This window comes from Acinetobacter sp. FDAARGOS_558 (assembly GCF_003937785.1).
Taxonomy (GTDB): domain Bacteria; phylum Pseudomonadota; class Gammaproteobacteria; order Pseudomonadales; family Moraxellaceae; genus Acinetobacter; species Acinetobacter baumannii.
Window position 1 is genome coordinate 441,501 of sequence record NZ_RKJH01000001.1, and the last position, 23,554, is coordinate 465,054.

23 protein-coding genes are annotated in these 23,554 nt (G+C 40.7%); 8 read left to right on the forward strand and 15 right to left on the reverse strand.

Annotated features, from left to right (window positions below; all coding sequences use genetic code 11):
- Window positions 1-47 precede the first annotated feature (47 nt).
- A complete protein-coding gene (locus tag EGT34_RS02045) occupies window positions 48-764 on the forward strand; it encodes a FadR/GntR family transcriptional regulator (RefSeq protein ID WP_000029961.1) in 717 nt (238 codons plus the stop codon).
- A 67-nt stretch (window positions 765-831) separates the two neighbouring features.
- On the opposite strand, the gene EGT34_RS02050 is transcribed toward EGT34_RS02045, so the two are convergent.
- Window positions 832-1,626 (reverse strand): TorF family putative porin, encoded by a 795-nt coding sequence (locus EGT34_RS02050; protein ID WP_001226543.1) that lies wholly within the window; start codon window positions 1,624-1,626, stop codon window positions 832-834.
- Between the two features lie 81 nt (window positions 1,627-1,707).
- Entirely contained in the window at window positions 1,708-2,622 is a 915-nt protein-coding gene (locus tag EGT34_RS02055; protein ID WP_000423293.1) for a LysR family transcriptional regulator, read from the reverse strand.
- Window positions 2,623-2,722: 100 nt separating this feature from the next.
- Between EGT34_RS02055 and EGT34_RS02060 the strand changes: the two genes are divergently transcribed.
- The 7 genes from EGT34_RS02060 (at window position 2,723) to pcaD (ending at window position 9,126) form a co-directional block, all read left to right on the forward strand.
- Window positions 2,723-3,829, forward strand: a complete 1,107-nt coding sequence (locus tag EGT34_RS02060) for a muconate/chloromuconate family cycloisomerase (protein ID WP_004747037.1) — start codon at window positions 2,723-2,725, stop codon at window positions 3,827-3,829.
- Window positions 3,830-3,852: 23 nt separating this feature from the next.
- Complete coding sequence (gene catC / locus EGT34_RS02065; protein ID WP_000897235.1) at window positions 3,853-4,143, forward strand: muconolactone Delta-isomerase; 291 nt, start codon at window positions 3,853-3,855, stop codon at window positions 4,141-4,143.
- Between the two features lie 160 nt (window positions 4,144-4,303).
- The gene (gene catA, locus EGT34_RS02070; RefSeq protein ID WP_024437471.1) at window positions 4,304-5,224 is read left to right on the forward strand and encodes a catechol 1,2-dioxygenase; all 921 of its coding nucleotides are present in this window, start codon (window positions 4,304-4,306) and stop codon (window positions 5,222-5,224) included.
- A gap of 134 nt (window positions 5,225-5,358) precedes the next feature.
- Entirely contained in the window at window positions 5,359-6,030 is a 672-nt protein-coding gene (locus EGT34_RS02075) for a 3-oxoacid CoA-transferase subunit A (protein WP_000565989.1), read from the forward strand.
- An 18-nt stretch (window positions 6,031-6,048) separates the two neighbouring features.
- Window positions 6,049-6,702 (forward strand): 3-oxoacid CoA-transferase subunit B, encoded by a 654-nt coding sequence (locus EGT34_RS02080; protein ID WP_024437470.1) that lies wholly within the window; start codon window positions 6,049-6,051, stop codon window positions 6,700-6,702.
- Between the two features lie 419 nt (window positions 6,703-7,121).
- Window positions 7,122-8,336, forward strand: coding sequence for a 3-oxoadipyl-CoA thiolase (gene pcaF / locus EGT34_RS02085; RefSeq protein ID WP_031979466.1), 1,215 nt, complete (start codon window positions 7,122-7,124; stop codon window positions 8,334-8,336).
- A 10-nt stretch (window positions 8,337-8,346) separates the two neighbouring features.
- Window positions 8,347-9,126: a 3-oxoadipate enol-lactonase gene (gene pcaD / locus EGT34_RS02090; RefSeq protein WP_024437527.1), complete on the forward strand. Its 780-nt coding sequence runs from the start codon at window positions 8,347-8,349 to the stop codon at window positions 9,124-9,126.
- 57 nt (window positions 9,127-9,183) lie between these two features.
- Here pcaD and EGT34_RS02095 read toward each other — a convergent pair whose 3' ends face one another.
- The 13 genes from EGT34_RS02095 to EGT34_RS02155 form a co-directional block, all read right to left on the reverse strand.
- Window positions 9,184-10,671: an NAD-dependent phenylacetaldehyde dehydrogenase gene (locus tag EGT34_RS02095; protein ID WP_024437528.1), complete on the reverse strand. Its 1,488-nt coding sequence runs from the start codon at window positions 10,669-10,671 to the stop codon at window positions 9,184-9,186.
- A gap of 33 nt (window positions 10,672-10,704) precedes the next feature.
- A complete protein-coding gene (locus EGT34_RS02100) occupies window positions 10,705-11,982 on the reverse strand; it encodes a hypothetical protein (RefSeq protein WP_024437529.1) in 1,278 nt (425 codons plus the stop codon).
- 84 nt (window positions 11,983-12,066) lie between these two features.
- A complete protein-coding gene (gene tynA, locus EGT34_RS02105; protein ID WP_086242002.1) occupies window positions 12,067-14,382 on the reverse strand; it encodes a primary-amine oxidase in 2,316 nt (771 codons plus the stop codon).
- A gap of 210 nt (window positions 14,383-14,592) precedes the next feature.
- Window positions 14,593-15,507: a transcriptional regulator FeaR gene (gene feaR / locus EGT34_RS02110; RefSeq protein ID WP_001077864.1), complete on the reverse strand. Its 915-nt coding sequence runs from the start codon at window positions 15,505-15,507 to the stop codon at window positions 14,593-14,595.
- Between the two features lie 198 nt (window positions 15,508-15,705).
- Entirely contained in the window at window positions 15,706-16,662 is a 957-nt protein-coding gene (locus EGT34_RS02115) for a p-hydroxyphenylacetate 3-hydroxylase reductase component (protein ID WP_002036543.1), read from the reverse strand.
- A 45-nt stretch (window positions 16,663-16,707) separates the two neighbouring features.
- The gene (locus tag EGT34_RS02120; RefSeq protein WP_000210293.1) at window positions 16,708-17,661 is read right to left on the reverse strand and encodes a PDR/VanB family oxidoreductase; all 954 of its coding nucleotides are present in this window, start codon (window positions 17,659-17,661) and stop codon (window positions 16,708-16,710) included.
- Between the two features lie 34 nt (window positions 17,662-17,695).
- Window positions 17,696-18,433, reverse strand: coding sequence for an SDR family NAD(P)-dependent oxidoreductase (locus tag EGT34_RS02125; RefSeq protein ID WP_000815905.1), 738 nt, complete (start codon window positions 18,431-18,433; stop codon window positions 17,696-17,698).
- Between the two features lie 10 nt (window positions 18,434-18,443).
- Window positions 18,444-18,929 (reverse strand): aromatic-ring-hydroxylating dioxygenase subunit beta, encoded by a 486-nt coding sequence (locus EGT34_RS02130; protein WP_001056937.1) that lies wholly within the window; start codon window positions 18,927-18,929, stop codon window positions 18,444-18,446.
- 10 nt (window positions 18,930-18,939) lie between these two features.
- Window positions 18,940-20,217 (reverse strand): aromatic ring-hydroxylating oxygenase subunit alpha, encoded by a 1,278-nt coding sequence (locus EGT34_RS02135; RefSeq protein WP_001084470.1) that lies wholly within the window; start codon window positions 20,215-20,217, stop codon window positions 18,940-18,942.
- 29 nt (window positions 20,218-20,246) lie between these two features.
- On the reverse strand, window positions 20,247-20,774 hold the full coding sequence (locus tag EGT34_RS02140) for a nuclear transport factor 2 family protein (protein ID WP_024437533.1): 528 nt from the start codon (window positions 20,772-20,774) through the stop codon (window positions 20,247-20,249).
- A 10-nt stretch (window positions 20,775-20,784) separates the two neighbouring features.
- Window positions 20,785-21,144: a hypothetical protein gene (locus EGT34_RS02145; protein WP_000387550.1), complete on the reverse strand. Its 360-nt coding sequence runs from the start codon at window positions 21,142-21,144 to the stop codon at window positions 20,785-20,787.
- A 28-nt stretch (window positions 21,145-21,172) separates the two neighbouring features.
- Window positions 21,173-22,321, reverse strand: a complete 1,149-nt coding sequence (locus tag EGT34_RS02150; RefSeq protein ID WP_060706136.1) for an acyl-CoA dehydrogenase family protein — start codon at window positions 22,319-22,321, stop codon at window positions 21,173-21,175.
- A 36-nt stretch (window positions 22,322-22,357) separates the two neighbouring features.
- The gene (locus tag EGT34_RS02155; RefSeq protein WP_024437534.1) at window positions 22,358-23,467 is read right to left on the reverse strand and encodes an amidase; all 1,110 of its coding nucleotides are present in this window, start codon (window positions 23,465-23,467) and stop codon (window positions 22,358-22,360) included.
- Window positions 23,468-23,554: the final 87 nt, after the last annotated feature.

A 23,554-nucleotide genomic window follows, 5' to 3' on the forward strand; every position in this document is an offset into this window, starting at 1 on the left:
AAGGTCATCTATACCATAGGATATTCAACATGTCGTAATAGTGAAATATGAGTAAAGCTGACTATAAAAATCCTATTCCAAGCAAAAGCCAACATGCATTAATTGTTCAACAATTGGGATTAAAAATCGTTTCTGGAGAAATCTCAGAAAATGAAAAACTCCCAAGTGAAGTTGATTTATGTGAGGAATATAAAGTCAGCCGCCCTGTCTTTCGCGAAGCAATACGCGTTTTAAATGCTAAAGGCTTAACTTATTCAAGGCCCAAAATCGGAACAGTAGTTCGACCTAAAGAAGAATGGCATTTACTCGACCCAGATGTATTGTTTTGGCTAATTCAAACGACGCCTGAGCACGAGTTTTTTAAAACACTTTCTACCGTACGACGAGTTTTAGAACCAGAGTTAGCCTATATTGCGGCAAGTACAGCAAATGAAGAAGATATTGAGCGTATTAAGCAAGCCTATGAAGGAATGGAAAAGGCAACAACAGTTGAAGAGTTTATAGAACCCGATATCCAGTTTCACTTAGCAATTGCCAAAGCAACGCATAATGACTTGCTGGCTTATATGTCAAAAATGCTGGTTTTACCTTTGCAGCAATCGATTCAAGTCACCAGTCTACGCCCAAATTTACAAGGTCATTCATTACCAAGACATAAAGCGATTTTAACAGCAATTGAAAATAAAGATCCGCTCTCTGCTCGCCATGCTTCACTGGTTCAGCTAGACGATACTAAAATGGCTTATGATTTAATTAAAAAATAATTTTCTCTATGTATTAGAAAAAGCCTGCTGACTCCAAATTAAAGTGATCAGGCTTTTTATGTATAAATTAGAACACCTTTTTTACAGCTACTGTAAAGGTTGAGTGAATTGGATTTGAAATTGGTGCATCTGATTCACCATTACTATAATTTCTATAGTATCCGTCTTTATCCCATGCTTTGGTATAAGCTAACCCTGTAGTCCAGCCATCACCTAAATCTTTAATAAGTTCGACTTTCATATCCTGAAAATTAGCTTCTGAGAAGTTTTTAATTCTTTCATAGCCATAGTGGGCACCAAAAGTCCAACTTTCATTGATCGGCTGTGTAAAGTTGAGGTCTAAATAGGTTGTTCCTCGTGAACGTTTACCTTCCGGTCCACCCATCGTATTTGAGTTATAACCTGCGTAATCTGGGGTATAAGTAATAAAATATTTGAGACTTAAAGGACCATAGCCAATTTGAGGCACAATTTCGCCATAGTTATAGCTTGTACTCCCCGTTTCAGCCGTACTTTTTGCACCTGGGTAATAATAATAAAAAACAGACATTCCAATTGAGAATTTATCGATGGTTTTTAAATAACCTGCATAAAAGTCCCATTCAACTGAAGCATCACGGAGATAGTTAGAACTTACATTGGATGCCCAAGTACCCACAAATAGCCCATTCGGATTTGCATAGTCGAAACCAATTTGTAGTGCAGGCTTACCCCAAGTTTGTTGAAAACCACGCGAAATATATTGACTTGCAAAAGTCACATTCGCACTATACGGAGAAATTTGTTCTTGTTCATTTAATTGTTCAGCATGTACAACACCTGTAGACATAATGAGAGAAGCTATACCTAAAATTTTTCTCATTTAATAATTCCTTTTACATATTACCTATAGGTTTAAAGTTTTAAAATAACATGATAATTCAATTTAAAGCGTATTAAAAATTTATAAATTCAAATTTCTGGATACTTCTTCTTCACTATAGATCTCTTCAATACAATCTAAGATTTTAGGAATATAGGAACTTTGGTCCATGTTGCGCATGGATAGAGAGATGGGACTATAGGCTTCTAAGTCTAAGATATTTAAATAAGTTAGATTCTTCATACCAATATCACAGGCGCTTTCCGGAATAATACAAATACCCTCTCCGGATGCCACTAAGCCAAGTGCCATATGAATTTCTCGTACTTCAGTCAGCTTGGCTGGAACAAGACCTAATTTGGTAAATAAAGCTTGAATAGTGGTCGAAAAATTTGGTTTAGGTGTGGTTGGATAAGAAAAAATTGTCTCATTGATAATTTGAGATAAATAAATTCCTGACTCTTGGAAATCACTTAATGGGTGTTTTTTATGGATTGCGAGTTTTAATTTTTCTTTTCTGAGTAAAAGTCGCTTAATGGCTGGATCACTAATTGGTAATCGACCAAAACCTAAATCAATTTTACCGAGTTTTAATGCTTCCACCTGATCTCGTGTACCACATTCAATAAGCTCGACATGAATGTCAGGATTTTTTTGCCTAAATAGATAAATGACTTGTGGTAATCGCCCATAAAGAAGCGAACTCACATAACCAACTTTAACAACGTTCTCGACCAGCTTCATTTTTTTAGCCATCGAAGCAGCTTGAGCGGTGTGCGTCAAAATTTGCACCGCATGCTGGTAAAAAAACAGCCCTGCTTCTGTTACTTTTAATGGACGAGAGCCTTTTTCGAATAAATCGATCCCTAATTCTTCTTCTAGTTTTTTGATTTGGCGTGTTAAAGGTGGCTGAGCAATAAAAAGCTTTTCTGCGGCTTTCGTCAGACTCTGTTCTTCAACAACGGTAACAAAATAACGTAGATGTCTTAATTCCATTAATATACCTTTTTAGTATCTTAAAATACCGTTCTATATCTATTTTAGGCTATTACATTCTTCTATGGTATACAAACAAGTTCGTAATAGTTGAAACTTCATGTATAGAACCATAGAAACCATACTTGTGGATATTCCAACTATCCGTCCTCACCAGTTGTCTGTGACTACTATGCGTACCCAGACTTTGGTACTCGTTAAAATTACGACCACGGATGGTATTGTCGGTTGGGGTGAAGCCACCACCATTGGTGGGCTGAACTATGGTGAAGAAAGTCCTGAGAGTGTCAAAGCCAATATTGATACCTACTTTGCACCATTACTGACATCAGTTAAAGATTTAAATGTTGCACAAACACTAAAACTGATTCGTAAAAATATTAATGGTAACCGCTTTGCTAAGTGTGCCATTCAGACTGCCCTACTTGATATTCAGGCCAAACGTTTAGGTGTGCCATTAAGCGAAGTTTTAGGTGGCCGTCTGCGTAATAGTTTACCTGTGCTTTGGACGCTTGCGTCTGGTGACACGGAAAAAGATATTGCTGAAGCTCGCAAAATGATTGAGCTAAAGCGCCACAACACGTTCAAACTTAAAATTGGTGCGCGTCCTTTACAGCAAGATGTTGACCATGTGATTGCTATTAAAAAAGCATTAGGGGCTGATGTTAGTGTACGTGTAGATGTAAACCGTGCATGGTCAGAACTTGAGTGTATTCATGGTATTCAACAGCTCCAAGATGGTGGAATCGATTTAATCGAACAGCCATGTGCCATTCAAAATACCGAAGCACTTGCTCGCCTCACCCATCGTTTTGATGTCGCAATCATGGCTGATGAGGCTTTAACTGGACCTGACAGCGCGTACCGTATTGCAAAAAATCATGGTGCAGATGTATTTGCCGTAAAAATTGAACAATCTGGTGGTCTGATTGAAGCATGTGAAGTTGGCAAAATTGCTGGTTTGGCTGGTATCGATCTATATGGCGGCACTATGCTTGAAGGTCCTGTAGGAAGTATTGCATCGGCCCATGTATTTGCAACTTTTGAAACGTTAGCGTTCGGCACTGAATTATTTGGTCCGTTATTACTTACCGAAGAAATTTTAAAAGAGCCGCTACGTTACGAAAACTTTGAATTGCATTTGCCGACAGCTCCGGGCCTAGGCATTGAAATTGATGAAGATAAGATTGAGAAATTACGTCGTTAAGGCAACAGGATAAGGAGTTTCCCATGTTATTTCATGTACGTATGGATGTGCATATTCCACTTGATATGCCAGCCGACAAAGCAAATGAAATTAAGGCCGTTGAAAAAGCTTATTCGCAAGACTTACAACGCCAAGGTAAATGGCGTCATATCTGGCGAATTACAGGTCAGTACTCAAACATCAGCATTTTTGATGTAGAGAGCAATGAAGAATTGCACAACATTTTACAAGGTTTACCTCTCTATCCATATATGGACATTGAAGTGATGGCACTTAACCGTCATCCATCTTCTGTTCGTGATGATGATTCGTAAATAGAAAGAATTTTTTAAATGCGATCTCTGAAGTCCATTTAAAAACCAAGCAGATTATTCAGAAGGTAACAAGGAACGTGGCGGCACTTATTTGCTAGCAAAACCAAATGCCCGCAGCGCTGCCACCCAAAACCGTATTGCATACTTAAGGAGTTTTAGTATGAACCGTCAACAAATTGATGCGCTTGTAAAACAAATGAATGTCGACACTGCAAAAGGCGAAGTTGATGTACGTGTTCAACAAATTGTAGTGCGCCTTCTTGGGGATTTATTTCAAGCCATTGAAGATTTAGACATCCAACCTTCTGAAGTTTGGAAAGGTTTGGAATATTTTACCGATGCAGGTCAAGCAAATGAACTTGGTCTTTTGGCAGCAGGCTTAGGTCTTGAACATTACCTTGACTTACGTGCAGATGAAGCAGATGCCAAAGCTGGTATTACAGGCGGTACACCTCGTACCATCGAAGGTCCACTTTATGTTGCTGGCGCACCTGAATCAGTTGGCTTTGCACGTATGGATGACGGAACTGAGACTGGCAAAATCGATACCTTAATTATTGAAGGTACGGTAACCGACACTGATGGCAATATTATTGAAAATGCCAAAGTTGAAGTATGGCATGCCAACAGTTTAGGTAACTATTCATTCTTTGATAAGTCACAATCTGACTTTAACTTACGCCGTACCATTTTCACTGATGCAGATGGTAAATATGTAGCGTTAACCACTATGCCAGTTGGTTATGGTTGCCCTCCTGAAGGTACAACACAGGCTCTTCTTAACAAGTTAGGCCGTCATGGTAACCGTCCATCTCACGTTCACTACTTTGTATCTGCACCGGGTTACCGCAAGCTGACTACTCAATTCAACATTGAGGGTGATGAGTATTTATGGGATGACTTTGCCTTCGCTACTCGTGACGGTTTAGTGGCAACAGCAGTAGATGTCACAGACCCCGCTGAAATTCAACGCCGTGGTTTAGATCACGCTTTCAAACACATCACATTTAACATTGAACTGGTTAAAGAAGCCGCTGCTGCTCCTTCAACTGAAGTTGAACGCCGTCGCGCTAGTGCTTAATTGAAAGCGTATGTGAGTTAAAAGTTCGCTTTTGACTCACAAAATTTACTCCATTTATTACTACCATTAAGAATTTCAATAAATTTTTAGCGGTAGTAATACATCACGTTACCTCATGCTCTAAGGTTTCTCACATGATTGACAAAAGTAAGTCCTCACTAAGCGAGGTTTTATCGCAGATTAAAGATGGTGCAACCATTCTGATTGGTGGTTTCGGTACCGCAGGACAACCCGCTGAACTCATTGATGGTCTGATTGATCTTGGCGTTAAGGACCTGACCATTGTGAGCAACAATGCCGGTAATGGGGATTATGGTCTGGCGAAACTGCTCAAAGCCGGTTCTATTAAAAAAGTGATTTGCTCTTTCCCACGTCAGTCGGACTCTTATGTATTTGATGAACTGTACCGTGCCGGAAAGGTTGAACTTGAACTGGTACCGCAAGGCAATCTGGCGTGCCGTATTCAGGCAGCAGGTATGGGCCTTGGGGCGGTGTTTACCCCAACAGGCTTTGGAACACTTTTGGCTGAAGGCAAAGAAACCCGTCATATTGATGGTAAAGATTACGTGCTTGAGTATCCAATCAAGGCTGACTTTGCCCTGATTAAAGCCTACAAGGGCGACCGCTGGGGCAATCTGGTTTACCGTAAATCTGCACGTAACTTTGGCCCGATCATGGCCATGGCTGCTGATGTCACCATTGCCCAGGTTTCTGAAGTGGTTGAGTTAGGTGGATTAGATCCGGAACATATCATTACCCCAGGTATCTTTGTACAGCACGTTGTACAAGTACAGCCCGCACAGTAAGCAATAAGGAGAAATAACATGAGCTACCAGAAACTCAGCCGTGACCAGATTGCACAACGTGTGGCACAAGATATTCCGGATGGAGCCTATGTGAACTTGGGTATTGGTTTACCGACCAAGATTGCCAGCTACCTACCTGCTGACAAAGATGTCTTCCTACATTCTGAAAATGGCCTGTTGGCTTTTGGCCCACCGCCAGCGGCAGGTGAAGAAGACCCTGAACTGATTAATGCGGGTAAAGAGTTTGTGACTATGCTTGAAGGCGGCAGCTTTTTCCACCATGGAGACTCCTTTGCCATGATGCGTGGTGGTCACCTTGATATTGCGGTGCTTGGGGCATTTCAGGTGGCAGCGAATGGTGACTTAGCGAACTGGCACACGGGTGCGCCGGATGCGATTCCTGCCGTAGGTGGTGCGATGGATTTAGCGGTTGGTGCCAAGAAAGTATTTATCACTACAGACCACTTCACCAAGCAAGGTGAACCGAAGATTGTGGCTGAGCTAACTTATCCGGTAACGGGTAAACACTGTGTGGATCGTATTTACACTGACCTGTGTGTGATTGATGTGACCAGAGATGGTTTAAAGGTGATTGAGAAAGTTAAAGGTCTTAGCTTTGATGAGTTACAGGCTTTAACAGGTGCAACTTTGATTGATGCGACTCAAGGGTAAGGTTTACACAACAAACACCTATTACACAGCATTCACTATCGTGACAGGCGACATGGATGTCGCCCGTTGGACAGGGAGGCAAGGAAGCCTCCTCTGTTCAACAAAGGTTTTTGTTACTTTTGACCTTTCAAAAGTAAGGTATCGCTTAAGCAAAAGACCTACGGATATCACAGTAAATTACAGCCGTGATGTTATTCGTTGATATGAAAATTTATAAAGCATCACAACGGAGTCTTATCTGTTTAAGTCAGGTACCACCAGCTAATTCGTGTCACTTTTTTAAAAAAGTAACCAAAAACCTTTGTTACTCAGACACAACCTCCCTGTTGTGCTGAGCAACGAGGCGACATCCATGTCGCCACTGCGAAATACTTACGGAGAATGGCTAAAAAGGCCTGAAGTAAAGGACAAAAGTTAGAATGAAAAACGCTTATATCATCGATGCCATCCGTACTCCATTCGGCCGTTACGCCGGTGGCCTTGCACCTGTCCGTGCCGATGACCTTGGCACTGTGCCGATTAAAGCCCTCATGCAGCGTAACCCAAATGTAAATTGGGAAAAGGTCGATGATGTGATCTATGGCTGTGCCAACCAAGCCGGTGAAGATAACCGTAACGTGGGCCGTATGTCAGCATTGCTTGCAGGTTTACCGTATCAGGTGCCGGCAACGACCATTAACCGTTTGTGTGGTTCTTCACTCGATGCCATTGCCATTGCTGCCCGTGCCATTAAAGCCGGCGAAGCGAACTTGGTAATTGCTGGTGGTGTAGAAAGCATGAGCCGTGCACCGTATGTGATGGGTAAGTCAGACAGTGCTTTTGGCCGTAGCCAGAAGATTGAAGACACCACCATGGGCTGGCGTTTCATTAACCCTAAACTTAAAGAGTTGTATGGTGTAGACACCATGCCCCAGACTGCCGAAAACGTCGCTGAACAGTTCAAGGTCAATCGTGCAGATCAGGACCAGTTTGCCTTGGTGAGCCAACAACGCACCGCAAGCGCGCAAGCCAAAGGCTTTTTTTCTAAAGAAATCGTGGCAGTTGAAATCCCTCAGCGTAAGGGTGATGTTGTTGTGATTGATACTGATGAACATCCACGTGCATCAACCACGCTTGAAGGTTTAAGCAAACTTAAACCTGTGGTTAAAGCAGATGGCACAGTTACTGCGGGGAATGCTTCAGGCATTAACGATGGTGCAGCAGCTCTACTGATTGCTTCTGATGATGCAGTTCAGGCTTACAACTTAAAACCACGTGCCAAGATTATTGCCTCAACAGCCGTAGGTATAGAACCACGCATTATGGGTTTTGCTCCGGCACCAGCCATTAAAAAATTACTTAAACAAGCCAACCTGACTTTAGAGCAGATGGATGTGATTGAGCTGAATGAAGCCTTTGCTGCACAGGCTTTGGCAGTGACCCGTGACTTAGGTTTGCCAGATGATTCTGACAAGGTGAATCCAAACGGTGGTGCAATTGCATTAGGTCATCCACTCGGTGCGTCAGGTGCACGTCTTGTGACTACAGCCTTAAACCAGCTTGAACAGACAGGTGGTCGTTATGCCTTGTGTTCAATGTGTATTGGGGTGGGTCAAGGCATCGCATTGATTATTGAACGTGTTGAAGCACTTTAAGGAGAAACAAATGCCATCTTTTCAATCTGCTGATGCACAAATTAACTATCAAACCTTTGGCGAGCCATCTTCCCCTGCTCTGGTGTTTTCCAATTCTTTGGGCACCAACTATGGCATGTGGCAAAAACAGTTTAATGAGTTAAAAGATCAATTTTTTGTGATCTGCTATGACACTCGTGGTCACGGTTCATCATCTACGCCTGACGGTCCATATACTGTAGAGCAATTAGGTGAAGATGTTGTCCGTTTACTGGATCATCTGAATATTAGCAAAGCTGCTTTTTGTGGTATTTCCATGGGCGGTTTAACAGGTCAATGGCTGGCGATTCACTACCCTAACCGTTTTAGTCATGTGGTTGTGGCAAATACTGCCGCTAAAATTGGACAAGAACAAGCATGGCTTGACCGTGCAAAATTAGTACGTGAGCAAGGTTTACAACCAATCGCAGCCACAGCAGCTTCGCGATGGTTTACAGATCCCTTTATCCAAAGTCATCCTTCTATTGTCAACAACCTGTGTAACGACTTAAGTGCTGGCAGCGCAATCGGTTATGCCAATTGTTGTGAGGCTTTGGCTAAAGCGGATGTCCGTGAGCAGTTAAAAGACATCAAAATTCCAGTATTAGTGATTGCTGGAACCCAAGACCCTGTAACAACCGTTGCAGATGGTCAATTTATGCAGCAGTGCATTCCACAATCACATCTTGAAGAAATAGATGCCTCTCATATTTCTAATGTCGAGCAACCAGAAGCTTTTAATAAAATCTTAAAAGATTTTTTATTAGGTTAATTTAATGATTAAAAAGAAATGGCCTATAAAGGCCATTTTTTTATATCTCGTAGAGACTTAATACCGAATCATGACCGATTTTAATTCGGTGTAATCTTCAATAAATGCATCTGAAAACTCTCTGCCAATTCCTGAAGCTTTCACCCCACCAAATGGCACTGATGGGTCTAAGAACGTATGCATATTTACCCATAAGGTCCCTGCTTCAATCTTAGGAATTAAATGCAAAGCTTTAGATAAGTCATTTGTCCAGATACTTGCGGTTAAACCAAAGCGCGACTGGTTCATCAGTTGAATAAGTTCTTCATCAGTTTCGAATGGCATTACCCCGACTACTGGACCAAAAGTTTCCTCTGAAAATAAAGGATCATCCGTATTTTTGAAGGAAATCAAAGTCGGCTGTACAAAATACCCTGTCTGATCTAGAGCCTCTCCACCTGCAATAATCTGATTGTTAGCTTTAGCCATATCTAAATAATGTTTTACTTTATGAAAATGTGGCTGATTAGAGAGTGGACCAAACATACTTCTCTCATCCATGGCCGAACCAATTTTGAAACTAGAGAGTGCTTTCGAGAGTTTATCAACTAGTTCATCATATTTTGTACGGTGTACAAAAAACCGTTCTGGGGATGCACAAACTTGACCTTGATGCACAAAAGTTGCTTGTAATAAAGTTGGTAAAATCTCATCAATATTTGCATCAGCCAAAACGGCTATGGCATTTTTACCGCCCAGCTCTAGACTTACACGGGTTAAATCACTATTCATCGCGAGCTTACCAATGGCAATGCCGGTTGGTACTGAACCTGTAAACGAAACTTTCTTAACGAGCGGAGATTCAATTAAATATTGCCCTGTATCGCCCTTACCTGTCACTACATTAATTACACCCGCTGGAATACCTGCCTCAATAGCAAGTTCAGCTAAACGTAATAAAGATAAACTGGCAAACTCACTTGGTTTAAGCACAATGGTACAGCCTGTTGTTAAAGCTGAACCGATTTTCCAAACGCCAATCATGAGTGAAAAATTCCAAGGCACAATCCCTGCAACCACACCCACTGGTTGCCTTAAAGTAAAGGCTGTATATTTCTCACCTTGCATAGAAGGAATAGACGGTTGCATGGTTTGACCATTAATTTTGGTTGCCCACCCTGCAAAATATCTTAAGAAAATAACGGATTGTGCAACTTCAAGATGACGGGAAATATTGATAAGTTTTCCTGTAGACAACGTCTCGAGCTGTGCAAGTTCTTCACCATATTGCTCAATTAAATCGGCTAGCTTGTTCAGTTTAACGCCACGTTCATACGGCGTCGTTTCAGCCCAAGCATTTTGAAAAGCATGTTCAGCACTTTTGACGGCGCTTTCGACATCTTGTTGACTACCAATACTAATTTGAGCAACGACTTGTTCAGTCGACGGATTCACTATATCCACTTTATCTAAAAGCTCGGCAGCAACTAACTTTCCATCAATAAAATTTCCATGTTGACGTGCCATAAATTGCTGCACGCTTTCTAAAATCTGAACTTCACTCATTTTTATTTCTCTCAATTCATTTAAAAGGATTTATTAATAGATGTATTGCAAAATTAACTGCGCATAGACATTGGTTTTGTCATCGTAGTTTTGTGTACCACCACTATGGATATCGTGTTTCGGTTTATAGAGCCCCACCAAAGGAATCACGTTGAATTTTTTATTAACTGACCAGACCGAAAAGACATCCAGCTCATGTCCATCTACATTAGTTAAAGACTTATTTACTGTTTTGAACTTATAGGCCAAAGCACCCAACATAAAATTTTCTTTCAAATTCATCATGTAAGAAAGTTGGTGAATATCTGCATTTTTATTGAATGGACCAGCATAGTTTCCAGCAACTTCGCCCTGAAACCATGTACCAAAGCCGACGGTATTTCCATAAAACATAGTGTCATATTGGTCTGAAAAATGACTAAAGCGGTAACCTAATGAGGGGGTATATTTTGAAGATAAAAAGTTATAGTTCAGCGCTAAGTAGCCAGCATTTTCTTGGCCATCTTTTTTATCTTGAACCACAAACTCAGTTTTAACTTGTAGTTCTTGTAAAGGTTGATAATTCAAGCGTAAAGCATAATTTTTAAGGTCTTGTCGTCCTGAAACCTGTTCAGCATCTGTAAGATCTAATACGTTTAAATAGGTAAACCCAACGCCCTTATCTTTAAGCTGATACATCAGATCAGTCACAAATAGTTCAGGTGAAAATTGTGCTTTATTGTCTGACTTTAAATAAGCCAGCTTTAGCGTTGTATTCTCTTGCGGTTTATATTGAAGCAAACTTGTAAAATCAAAGCTTCGACGAGCTGCCAGATAATATGCGCCGCCCCGATCTAGTGTGCCATCCGCAGGCGCTTTTCCAAGGTTTAATGCATCACCCGCAATAAAGAACCCGTCACCAATCATGATATTTTGCCGACCGATACTTAAATCATAGGTCGTTAACTCATCTTTATTGGTGCCGTCTTTAAAACCAATGACCCATTCATTTACATCTGTTTTGCGTTCTTTACCATTACTATTTTGGCCTGCGTCACCATCACCAAATGTAGCCGAACTAATACCACTCAAACTTGCATAGAGCTGATTGCCTTTAAAGGTATATTGTCCTTTAGCACCATATTTAAGATGGCCTTCTTGCCAATTGATTCTTTCATCATCTAGGTTTTCGCCGTTATAGCTTTTACCACTACTAAAAGCCCCAAAAGTTGCTTCAAAAGTTGGCTTAATTTCAAACTCACCAGCATGTACAGTTGAAAAAAATGAGACAAAGAAAGTCCCTCTCACAACCTGAGAAAATAAATTTTTCATTGAGAAATTCCTTTTTTGCGAACGGTCTAACCGTGCTCAGGTGTGGGTAACCGATTCGTTACCCATCCTCGTTCATGTTTGTCTTTAGTGAGGGTCGTGCTGCGTGCTTTGCTCTTCTTCACCCAAGTTTAAAGTCGGGGTGTTGTCAAAGAAGTTCCAAGGTTTGATTAAGGTATAAACCCATTCTGTCGGCATAATTGGCCACTCTTCAGCACGTGCCACATGGGTTGTGCCTGTTGTCATCCAAACCACAAGGTCTTTATTTTCAATATTTTCGTTGTTACCAATGAACTGTCCTAAGCCTGTATCATGAGTTGAACGGTTTGAATATTTCCCTTCAGGATAGCGTTCGTCTGGATTGTACTGAGTCACCCAAATTTGCTTATCCATAAAGTTCAAACGTTTAAATAACCATTCATCTTTAGAAAAATTGGCTCCTTTCGCCACAGGGTGTGTTCCACCTGCAAAAGGAATGAGCTGGTAAGAAACCGGATTCCCTAATTTATTTTCCTTGTTGAAATTCGTGAGTAAGCGAATGGTAGATGGATCAAACTTTTCAGCCGCATTTTGCTCATTCGTAATGACTTTACTGTCAATTTGCATTGAGCTTGTACGAACACCACCTTTGTCATTGGCTTTCACTACAGGGTCCATATGCATAAAGCTGTTGTTTTCACCATCGACATCCATGTCTAAGCGGAAGTTATAAATATGTTGATGGGTTGTGCCCACAATATTATGGTCAATTAAAGTTCCATATTTGGTGTCTTCTTTTGCGGTACTGTCATGCATGGTGCGTGATTTAACACCTTTAACAGCTTCAATACCTGTTGCACCCGCATTAATCCCAATTACACCATTTTGGGCAAATACCCAGTCAAACATGTAATCGTAGTTTCCAACTGTACTAATCCAGCGCACGACAAGTTCACGGCGTGCTTCACTCGCATCCTGATTGCCAAAAATTTCGTGATGTTTATATTCAGGTCCTGCATAACGTTCAAATACAGCAATGGCATTTGGAATTACTTGTGGTTGGCCTTTGTAATCTGCAATCACGGCATCAAGTAAAACAGCGTTGTCGGGTGCATCTGTTCCCGGAATAATAGATGAGGTAAGTGTACCCATACCATATTCGCCAGAGTCTAAATAAGATTTGAAGTACCATCCAATATCAGGGTCACCATATGGAACCACCATTCCACCCAAGTTACCTTCATACATGACTTTCCGCTTTACGCCTTTATCTTTGTAAGTCACTGTTGAAAGCTGTAAGCCAACACGAGAATCTAACGCCACATGCAAACACCAGTTCCCCCAATGTATGGTTTGACCGGTAATGCTAAAGTTCTTACCCTCAGGTTCAGTAATATTGAGTGGTTTTAGCTTACTTGCTACGGGCTTATTCGACATATAAGGTCGATTTGCCATTGGCACAGGAATGATCGCACCTTCTTCAATCTTGATAATTTTTTCTTTATCTAAATCGACTACAGCAACTAGGTTCTCAATAGGATGCGCCCAATAGTTGCCATCGCCGACATCGAGATAAGCGACGACTTTTAATATATTGAGTTGTTTATCCAGACCATCTTTACCGCCAAAATATCCAACAGTTAGCGGAGTAGCGATCACTTTCTTCACATCGGTAATGCCGCGTTTGCGTAACGCGTCTTGATATTCTTTACTCGTCTCAATTACGCGCTGTACGGCTTCAAAATTATCAAGCAACACCATACCGTGAGTATCTTTAAGTACATTCCATTTTGTGACTTGTTGAGTGTTAAGATTAACTTCACCTTCAATCGCTTGATTACCCTTTAATAAAATAAATGAGGCAATACGATCTTCTTTAAAATCTTTATGATTAATAAAGTAATCCCATACTTTGGCTTTTTCAGGTTCTTTAAGCTTTAACTCGGCAAAACGCATATTTTTATAAGCGTATTTCGAGCGGTTAATCACATCAAATGTCTTTTTGATTTCGTCAGAATTTAAGCTATTGAGTGGATGAAAGGTATTTTCAATTTTAAAAGTTTGATCTAACCCAGACTGGAAGACTTCGTTAAAAAAATCTTTTCCAATAACAGGTTTACCATCTTTAATTAATAAAGGCACGCTGAGTTTTAAAGGTTTGCCATTCACTAAAACCTGATTTGAGTTTGGCTTGGCTCTAACCACCATAGAGCCTTTGGTAATTGTATACGTATTGGTAAAATTGTCTTTGACAACTTTAGCGCCTTGCTCACTCATGTTTTGATAAAGTGAGACCATTTCGGCCTTTCCACCATGCGCAAACGCTTGAGTATTGAGTCCCCAAAAGCTTGCAGCGATTGATAAGTTAAGTGCCAGTATTTTTTGTATGTCATTCAATAATCGTTGTTTACGCATTGGTTTCATCCTTTTCATCTATCCCTGAACTATCTGAATCAGACAGTTAAAATGCACTTTCCTGTGAGTGAAATTCATTAGACCAACTTAATAGTTCTATGGTTATTAAGCTTATCTAACCTGTTCTAATGAATTTAATTTCAACACAGTTACATAGGGCTAGCTTGTTCAAGAATGACGTCGAATTTGTCTAAAAATGACATTAAAAGAAGAAGTATTTTAAACTGACATACCCTCTCTAAATTCTTTAGGAGAGATACCATAGGTCTTTTTAAAGATTTTTGAAAAATGAGCACCATCCCAAAAACCCCACTTTAAGGCAATTTGGGCAATCGAATTCTGTTTGTTCTTTTTATCGAGTAAATCTGCTTTGACTTTTTCTAGGCGTTTGAGCTGTATGTATTTGTTAATAGATAAATTTTCTTGAAGGAATAAACGGTAGAGATGTCGTAGTGATACTCCAATATGCTCTGCAATTAATTTAGGGGTTAAATCTGGTTTTGCTAAGTTCTCAATAATAAAACGCTCGGCTTTTTCCATCAGGTTATTTGAACTATTAATATTTTTATAATTGATTGTGGGTTTGATTAAAGCAATCAGCGCATCTTCAAAAGCATTACCATCTTCCGTTGCATACCAAAGTTTGATGTTTTCAGCAGACATATTTTTCAAAATATTCTTGAGTAAAAAACCACTCATATTTTGCGTAATCAGTTTTCCAAAATATTCGGTACTAATATTTTCTTTAAGTAATTTTTCACGCGACAGGTGCACTGAAATCTGACTCACCAAACCTTGCGGATACATCGAAATAGTTTCGACCGGGTCGACTAAGACAATATCGCCTTCATTCAGACTTAGAGTCTCATTCTTATACTCGAGCAGCATTTTTCCCGAATACTGCAAAATCAAAAAACAAAAACGATTATTCACTCGATCTATTTCATCGGCTTTTCGGACAATTTTATTGGCATTATTTTTAATAAAAGCAATTTCGGTATCGCCCAATAAAAAGCACTGAACCTCACCAATGAATAAATTACGGGTTCCATCAAAATCGGTTTCAAAATTGCCGCACACATTTTTAATATGGTGCGTCCATGTGAGTAATGCATCACTTACATATTGGTTCATCCCTTACCTCTCTATACATGTGCCACCGCTCAAGATTTTGCGCTTGTGGTGGTGCACTGTCTTGGCATATTTGCAATCATGTTTTATTGATAAACAAATTGTGTGCCAAAAATTCCTTATCCGTGGAATTGTTTTGATGATAGTCAGCTAGATGTAAAGAAGCTGATAAATCAATTCAATTTATCAGCTTAATGGGGCTTATGCTACTCCCGCAAAATCTCGCAGCATGGTAATAAAAATATTCTTTTGTTCCTCAGAATATTTTTTAAACACCTCATTTTGATGGCTATCGGCAATATCAAACAAATACTGCGCCGTTTGTTTACCTTTCTCGGTCAGGGCGTACAAATTATCATGATCGACCAATAACCCTTCAAATTTTAGAATTTCAGCCGATCTTTCAACTTCTTGCATTGGCATAGCAATATCACGCGGTAAATCTTCTTTACTTGAGGCAGTACCACTGGCCAAAACGAGCAAAAGACGTGATTCACTTGTCCGGAAACCCGAAGCCATTTGCTTAGGAATATAGTCGGTTTGATAGGCTTTAAAAGCACGGCTCATCAAGTAGCAGACATTATTATACAAGTGCCCATAATGTGTTTGGTCTACGCCGTTCTGTTCAGTTTGCTTAACTTGAAGGCTTGGATGCGGCATGACACAAGAATATGCACCTTGATGGTAAACCAGTGGGCTTCGGCCTTGATCATGGAAACGAACCACTTTACCAATAATAATCCAGTGGTCCCCACCTTCAATAACCTGATAACGTTCGCACTCAAACACCGCAGAACAATTTTCTAAAATAGGTGCGCATCCTGCGCCAAGTTGAAAATTTGTGTCGGCAAATTTATCAATATTGCGTCTCGAAAACTTATTAGACAGCTCAATTTGCGTGCCCGATAAAATATTGACAGCAAAATGTGTTGCTTCTTCAAATACTGAAAAACTTGATGATTTTTTATCAATACTCCACAAAATAAGTGGTGGATCGAGTGATACGGAGTTAAAACTATTTGCGGTTACACCGACTTTCTCACCTTGTGCATTTTGTGCAGTAACAATGGTAACGCCTGTTGCAAAATTTCCTAATGCTCGTCGGAACTGTAATGGATCGACCGTAAACTCATCTATTTGTTGTAATACATTCATCATCTTTCTCCTAAACCTTCTCTTACATCCATATAAATCGCGAGAGCATTAGATATCTAAAACTAATCTCGGTGTTTTAGAGCGTGAACAGCACACTAATATTTGCTCATTGCTGGCTTTTTCTTCATCAGTAAAATAAACATCTCGATGATCAGGTTCGCCTTCAATCACATCGCACATGCAGGTTCCACATACGCCTTGCTCGCAAGACATCTCAATCTCGATGCCTTCTTTAGCCAAAGCCTGCAAAATGGTTTCGCCAGCTTCGACCATAATGATTTTTCCACTTCGCTCAGCCACCACCTCAAATGAATCTCCTGACGTGTCAGTTTCGACTTGGAAATACTCTTTGTGGATTTGCTGCTCAGGAAAATCGTGAGTTGTGGCGAGATTAATCACCCAATCCATGAAACCGACTGGACCACAGGTATAAATATGACTTTCAGGATCAATATCTTTAATGGCAGATTCAAAAAATGCTCTGTGACTTGCACCTTCGGATTTAAAATGGAAAGTTGTGTATTGTGCTAACTCACTATTTTTAATTTCATCAACAAAAGCACATTTTTCAGGGCTAGCACCACAGTAGTGAAGCTCAAATGATGCACCTTCATGTGCAAGTTGATATGCCATCGTAATTAATGGCGTAATCCCGATTCCACCGCCAATCAATACACTGTGCTTGGCTTTTAAAAGTGGGAATAAGTTTTTCGGCTCACTGACCTGAATTTGCATCCCATCTTTAATTTCATCAAATGCAGAAATTGAGCCGCCACGTGATTCAGGGTCACGTAAGATTCCAAGGCGGAACTTTCCTTCGTCATTTGGATTTTGGCAAAGCGAATATTGGCGCACCATACCATTCGGTAAGTGCACATCAATATGTGCACCGGGTTCAACCTTTGGTAATGCAGCAGAAGTTGCAGATTCAAACTCCATAACTGCAATATTTCCACCTTCCACATGGCGATTTTTAACGACAACATCATAAAGTGTAGTCATGATTTAACTCCCTTTTCATGCCTAAGCTTGTGGCTTAGCGCATGAATAAACCACCGTTAATATCCCATGTTGCACCAGTCACAAAACTCGCATTTGGACTCGCAAGCAACCCACAAGTTTCAGCAATAAAATGCATACTTCCTAAGGCTTTAACCGGAATATTCTGGATGAACTGTTCCATTTTTTCGTCTGGCACCACACTATGAACGATCGGTGACTCCATCGGTCCCGGTGCAATCGCATTGACCGTAACACCTTTTGCCGCAAACTCTTTGGCAAAAATTTTGGTTAACGTCACAATGGCCCCTTTGGTTGCCGCGTAGTGTGCACCCGTTGCAGTACCGCCGTTTTGTCCCGCTAAAGACGCCATATTAATGATGCGTCCATAACCTTTTTTGGCCATATATTGGCCAATAATTTGACAAGCTTGAAAGGTGCCGCGTTGGTTAACTTGGGTTACCCAATCAAAATCGGCTGCGGTAATTTCTAATACAGGCGTTGCTTTGGTGACGGTGGCATTGTTAATTAACACATCAAGTTTAGAAAATTTCTCTTCAATCCACTGCACCGCTGCATGAAAATCTGCCTCAACCGAAATATCCAGCTTTAAAGGAAACATATTTTGGGCATACTGACTTTGTGCCTTAGCATTTTCGGCTTTTTCAAGCGTACTGGCTGACAAAATCACTTGATGGCCTTGGCTCGCAAAATATTCAGCAATCACATTACCGAGTCCAGAAGCAGCACCTGTCACTAAAACAACCTGTTTCATGTTACCGCTCCTAAAGAATGTAGCTAATACCAGCTAAGGTATCGGTTGAGTTAACCAAGTTAATGATTTTACGGTTAATCTTAAAACCAGTATCAGCATCACGGGTTAGATGGTATGTAATATCGGCCGTGTAATGCTTGAGGTTTTCTTTACGAAATTCACGTAGGTTTTGAGCACAGCGTAAAACGATTTCATCATCTTGATCTTGAATCACTCGTACTCGCGAAATGCTGCGTACCGTATTCGCCTTTGGTGCCGTAGAAATTGCCTCACCATTTTCAAGACGCTCTACCCGTAACTTACGCATATGATTATCGTCATAGGCATAATTTAAGTTGTTTTCGTAGTCAGTGAGGTTTGGGTCAATCGGAATGATATAAACGCCCTTTTCATTCCATAAATTGAGCCATTCACGGTACTCGCTGTGGTCTAACATATCTGCTTCAGCCCAGATGAAAGCAGTGACTTCATTTAATAATTGCAGATTCATATTCATTGCTCTCTCCTTAAGCTGTCATCATCTTTTTCCACTGCTGATATGCTGCACGCATACCTGTTTCAGCACTGACATCACTTTTTAAGCCATCTTCAGTTTTAACTTCACCCGGTAAACCGCGGTTGAGCATGATCCATAAGTCATTACCGGCATTGGCACCATGTTGTACGCGTTCCCAAGCCTCGGAGTCATCTGGTGTACCAAAACCAAATGGGCCTTGGAAATGTTCATGCAAACGTAAGCGATATTGATTGGCAATTTGTGGACCGCCGTCCATCGTAATCACCGAGTGATGAATTTCTGTTTCAGCAACTGAAATTGGCTGTAACACACGGAAGAACGCCATTGAACATGCAATATTCGGAAATAAATTTAAGTTAAAGCCAGAACCACCAACTGCTCGAACAATACGGCGTACTTCTAACTCTTCATGGCCTTCGTCACGCAAAGCTTGAGCCAAGTCTTCAAAACGCTCTTGAATTGGTCGCTCCATTAAGTCTTCTTCTAAATCGACCAGTTCAGGAATCATCACCATGACACTGTGACCATTACCTAAGTCTTCAACAAAGCCCGGCTGGTTTTCGAAGTTAAAGAGTTCTTCGGTTTTTTCATCTACAGAACTTAAGAATGACTTATGTACCAACGGGAAGTGATATGCATCGGTGGTATTTTCAAGCTGGATTTTCCAGTTACCCGGGAAACGAAAACGGTGTTCACCCAACACTTTAATTGGATAACCCGCACCTTGTTTCATAAACAGGTCAATCCATTTTTTTGCTGGCCCAAGGAACTCTTCAAGCGGTTGAATGTCTTCTTTAAATGAAGCGAAGATCATACCGTTATATTCTTCTACCCGTAGGCTCACCAGCGGTAATTCTGACTTATCTAAACAATCGCCGTAACTTTCCGGAGATGGCACACCACGTAAACTGCCATCAAGTGCATAACTCCAACCGTGATACGGGCATACAAAACTATTAGTTTTTCCTTTTTTATGTTCACATACGGTTGCTGCACGGTGACGACAACGGTTTAAAAGTACATGGACTTTCTTTTTACGGTCACGCACCACAACCACAGGTTGTTTACCGATATTAATCGTTTTATAGCTTCCGCCTTCTGGAATTTCGCTGGCATGCGCAACCCACACCCAAGTGCTATAAAAGATTTTTTCCATTTCTTCATCAAAAATGCGTTCATCTTTATAAAGAGAGGTATGGGCACGGTCACTTTTAACTAAAGCATCATAATCAATGCCAATGTTATGCGTTGGGATAATACTGTTCATATCAATAGTCCTTTTAAATATGTCCTGGGTCATTCCTGGGAAGGTACCGGCAACTCGGCTTCACTGTGCCAATGCGATACCGGACGACTGAAAATATTCTGTGTTTGGAAATGTTTAATTTTCCATGTTCCATCTGCTTGCTTCTGAAACTTCACCTTGAGCTTTGCCGCATTCAGATGACTACGGCCATCTTGAAAAGTTGAAGTTTGCAACATCAGCCATGAAGCATTTGCATCATTTTGATTTACATAAATTTGTTCTGAGTTTACAAAGTGTGCATTCATGACAAAGTGAGATTCTTTTTGTGTATAGCGTTTGAACATGTCATAAATCGACTGCCAAGAATCATAACGACCAAAAGATTTGGAATATTTATCGCCAATACCTTCCCAAATACAGTCTTGATCAAAAAGATTCATCAACTCATAAAGATCTGTATTTGCATTGAGCTCGTCGCAGATTTCCATATAACGGTTTATGCAGTTACGAATGGCATTAAGTGCTTCCAACTGTTCTAGCCGTTCTATAATTTCTGCAATATTCACTTTGTCAGTCATTGCGGTCGCCTTAACGTTGAATAATCAATTCACGCCCAACACGAGCTTCAACTTTGCAATATTTCCAAAGTTTGTATGGCCCTTCACCCACCACGGTCGTTCTAAACAAGTTACAAGCTGCATGTACTGTCTCAATATCCGGAACATCTGCAAGCAAATAAGTGGTCCAAGGCCAGCCCGTACTTGCACCCACCATGCTTTGGTCATCATCAAGATTCCCAAAAACATGCACACCAGGTAGGTCATGAATGCCATTCCACATTTCACCAAATGCTGCCCAAACCGCTTTTGCTTCAGCAGGTTCTGCATCAAAAAAGTTCTGGTTAATACCCATGCAAAACAACACGCGTAATGGTTTTTTAGCTTCCATCTCAATATTCCTTTTTTAAAATTTAAACTTATAGATAACCTGGGGTTGGCTTTAACCCGAAACTGACTAAACCTGCATTTTGTAAAGTTGCATCACCCATAAAGGCATGTTGGGTCACCACGTTGGTGTCATTTACAAAACGGCTAAATGGATTGTTGGTATAAATCGCTGTCATACCCGCGAGCATTTGCATTTTTCGGGTCACTTTGGCACAAACGCGAGCTGCATGGGTACATGCCAAACGCATATCACTAATCTGTTCAGCAGTTGCTTCACGACCAGCAATAATTTCATTCCAGACAATATCCATGGTTTGATAAAACCAAGACTTTGCAGCCTGAAACTCTGCATCAGCTTGAGCAAACTCATATTGAGTCACTGGGCGGTTTGCAATTTCTGACCCACCCGTAATAGATGCTTTACCCGGTGCTAATTTTTCAAATTCTTCTAATGCGGCAGCTGCAACTCCAATACCCACCACGGTTAATACTTGAGTCGCTAAAGACAGTGATGGATATTTAAAAAATGGCTCGCTGAGTTTTGAAGGTTCGCCACGTACAAAGGTCCATTTCTTTTCGACCAATACATCTTCAACCACCAAATCATGGCTTCCGGTACCTTTTAGGCCAACAGTGTCCCATGTCATTTCAATTTTGGCTTTGTTGGCAGGCATCACTGCCATACGTGGTAAACCTTGCATTTCATTATTTTTAAGGGGTGAAATCCCCACGCCAACAATGTCAGCGCCCATACAGCCGCTTGAAAATTTCCAACGTCCGCGCACCACCACACCTTCATCGGTAATTTCGGCAGGCTGTGGCGGAAAAATACCTCCGGCAAATACGACATCTGGCCCGTTTTGGTACAACTCTTTCAGCGTTTCTTCGGGCAAACTTCCTAAATACGCAGGACTCATACCGAAACTTGCTACCCAACCCACCGAACCATCAGCTTTAGATAAAGTTTCGATCAACTCACAAAACTGCCGTGGTGACCATTCTTCACCACCAAAACGTTTAGGCACTAAGGCACGGTAAACACCAATTTTTTTAAGTTTTTCGATAATGTCTTGGCTCACATAGGCCTGGTTATCAAACTCACCTGCACAGGCACGCTCACGAATTTCTTGGCACAAAGCATCTAAGTCAACTGCTTTGTCTTGAGAAGCAAACTCCATTTTAGACAACTTATTCATCATCTAACTCCTTGTAATTTATTGCATTGCATCAACACAAAATTTAGCTATTGCACATAATTGCTCATCTTTTTGATGCTTTGATACGAACTGTAAGCCCACAGGCAAGCCTTCACTGGTTTCAAGTGGCACTGAAATAGCTGGATGTCCTGATAAATTAAATGGTCGAACTAAACCGGTTAGGTTCAAAAAAGCGACCGTGTTTTCAGCTTCAGAAACTTTTGGTGGAATTTGTGGAAGTATCGGTAGAACTAATGCATCATATTTTTCTAATAAAGCATCGAGTTCTTGGGTCAACTGCGCTTTCACAACTTCTGCTTGCTTTACTTGCTCTAAAGTGGTGTGGGCTGCTTTTAATAAACGATTATTTACATCAGAACCAATTAAGCCTGTTTGGGTTAACTCACCAAAAGCTTGCCAGTTTTCATAGTTAATAATCTGCATGCCTGCATCATAAGCTGCTTCAAAATGTTCAACTTTTTCTAAAACGGTCTCTAAATTTGCTTTTTGAAGTGCTTGATATATACAGTTCCAAACAACCTCATCTGCTTTGACATCGAGCACTGCAAGTTTTGGTGTACGAGTGCATTCAGCCGGCTTAAAAGTTGGATCAATAATTTGCATGGCTTTTTCAATCATCTCGACTGAATTTGCAAAAGGACCAACGCAATCTAAAGAACTTGACGGTGGGTATACGCCTTTGCGACTTACCCGACCGAAAGTCGGTTTTAAACCATAAACTCCACAGCATGCAGCGGGCATACGGATAGAGCCGCCCGTGTCTGTCCCTAAAGTAAAGTCAGCTTGTTTTGCTGCAACTGCCGCGGCTGAACCACTCGAAGAGCCACCCGGAATAAGTTCAGGATATTTAGGGTTAATAGGTGTACCAAAAGCGTGGTTAATGCCCGTAATTCCAAAAGCCAATTCGTGCAAATTTGTCTTGCCAATAATTTCGCAATCAGCTTTTAAGATGTTTTTAACCACCTCTGCATCATCGTGCGCAGGTTCAACTTCTAATAAAGCTTTACTGCCAGCAATGGTTTTTAGACCTTGAATATCTATAGTGTCCTTGACCATCACCTTAAGCTTGCCACTTCCTTTGTGCACACTTTGGCTAATAATATTCATTCACTTTTCCATGTATTTTTATCCATTAATTAAAATATCAGAAAATTTAATGGAATTGTCAAGTAATTTTTCTAATGTGTGTTCAAG

Bases quoted from the DNA above. Each gene is read 5' to 3' on its own strand.
- EGT34_RS02045 (WP_000029961.1), top strand. From the start codon at position 48: ATGAGTAAAGCTGACTATAAAAATCCTATTCCAAGCAAAAGCCAACAT.
- EGT34_RS02050 (WP_001226543.1), bottom strand. From the start codon at position 1,626: ATGAGAAAAATTTTAGGTATAGCTTCTCTCATTATGTCTACAGGTGTT.
- EGT34_RS02055 (WP_000423293.1), bottom strand. From the start codon at position 2,622: ATGGAATTAAGACATCTACGTTATTTTGTTACCGTTGTTGAAGAACAG.
- EGT34_RS02060 (WP_004747037.1), top strand. From the start codon at position 2,723: ATGTATAGAACCATAGAAACCATACTTGTGGATATTCCAACTATCCGT.
- catC (WP_000897235.1), top strand. From the start codon at position 3,853: ATGTTATTTCATGTACGTATGGATGTGCATATTCCACTTGATATGCCA.
- catA (WP_024437471.1), top strand. From the start codon at position 4,304: ATGAACCGTCAACAAATTGATGCGCTTGTAAAACAAATGAATGTCGAC.
- EGT34_RS02075 (WP_000565989.1), top strand. From the start codon at position 5,359: ATGATTGACAAAAGTAAGTCCTCACTAAGCGAGGTTTTATCGCAGATT.
- EGT34_RS02080 (WP_024437470.1), top strand. From the start codon at position 6,049: ATGAGCTACCAGAAACTCAGCCGTGACCAGATTGCACAACGTGTGGCA.
- pcaF (WP_031979466.1), top strand. From the start codon at position 7,122: ATGAAAAACGCTTATATCATCGATGCCATCCGTACTCCATTCGGCCGT.
- pcaD (WP_024437527.1), top strand. From the start codon at position 8,347: ATGCCATCTTTTCAATCTGCTGATGCACAAATTAACTATCAAACCTTT.
- EGT34_RS02095 (WP_024437528.1), bottom strand. From the start codon at position 10,671: ATGAGTGAAGTTCAGATTTTAGAAAGCGTGCAGCAATTTATGGCACGT.
- EGT34_RS02100 (WP_024437529.1), bottom strand. From the start codon at position 11,982: ATGAAAAATTTATTTTCTCAGGTTGTGAGAGGGACTTTCTTTGTCTCA.
- tynA (WP_086242002.1), bottom strand. From the start codon at position 14,382: ATGAAACCAATGCGTAAACAACGATTATTGAATGACATACAAAAAATA.
- feaR (WP_001077864.1), bottom strand. From the start codon at position 15,507: ATGAACCAATATGTAAGTGATGCATTACTCACATGGACGCACCATATT.
- EGT34_RS02115 (WP_002036543.1), bottom strand. From the start codon at position 16,662: ATGATGAATGTATTACAACAAATAGATGAGTTTACGGTCGATCCATTA.
- EGT34_RS02120 (WP_000210293.1), bottom strand. From the start codon at position 17,661: ATGACTACACTTTATGATGTTGTCGTTAAAAATCGCCATGTGGAAGGT.
- EGT34_RS02125 (WP_000815905.1), bottom strand. From the start codon at position 18,433: ATGAAACAGGTTGTTTTAGTGACAGGTGCTGCTTCTGGACTCGGTAAT.
- EGT34_RS02130 (WP_001056937.1), bottom strand. From the start codon at position 18,929: ATGAATATGAATCTGCAATTATTAAATGAAGTCACTGCTTTCATCTGG.
- EGT34_RS02135 (WP_001084470.1), bottom strand. From the start codon at position 20,217: ATGAACAGTATTATCCCAACGCATAACATTGGCATTGATTATGATGCT.
- EGT34_RS02140 (WP_024437533.1), bottom strand. From the start codon at position 20,774: ATGACTGACAAAGTGAATATTGCAGAAATTATAGAACGGCTAGAACAG.
- EGT34_RS02145 (WP_000387550.1), bottom strand. From the start codon at position 21,144: ATGGAAGCTAAAAAACCATTACGCGTGTTGTTTTGCATGGGTATTAAC.
- EGT34_RS02150 (WP_060706136.1), bottom strand. From the start codon at position 22,321: ATGGAGTTTGCTTCTCAAGACAAAGCAGTTGACTTAGATGCTTTGTGC.
- EGT34_RS02155 (WP_024437534.1), bottom strand. From the start codon at position 23,467: ATGAATATTATTAGCCAAAGTGTGCACAAAGGAAGTGGCAAGCTTAAG.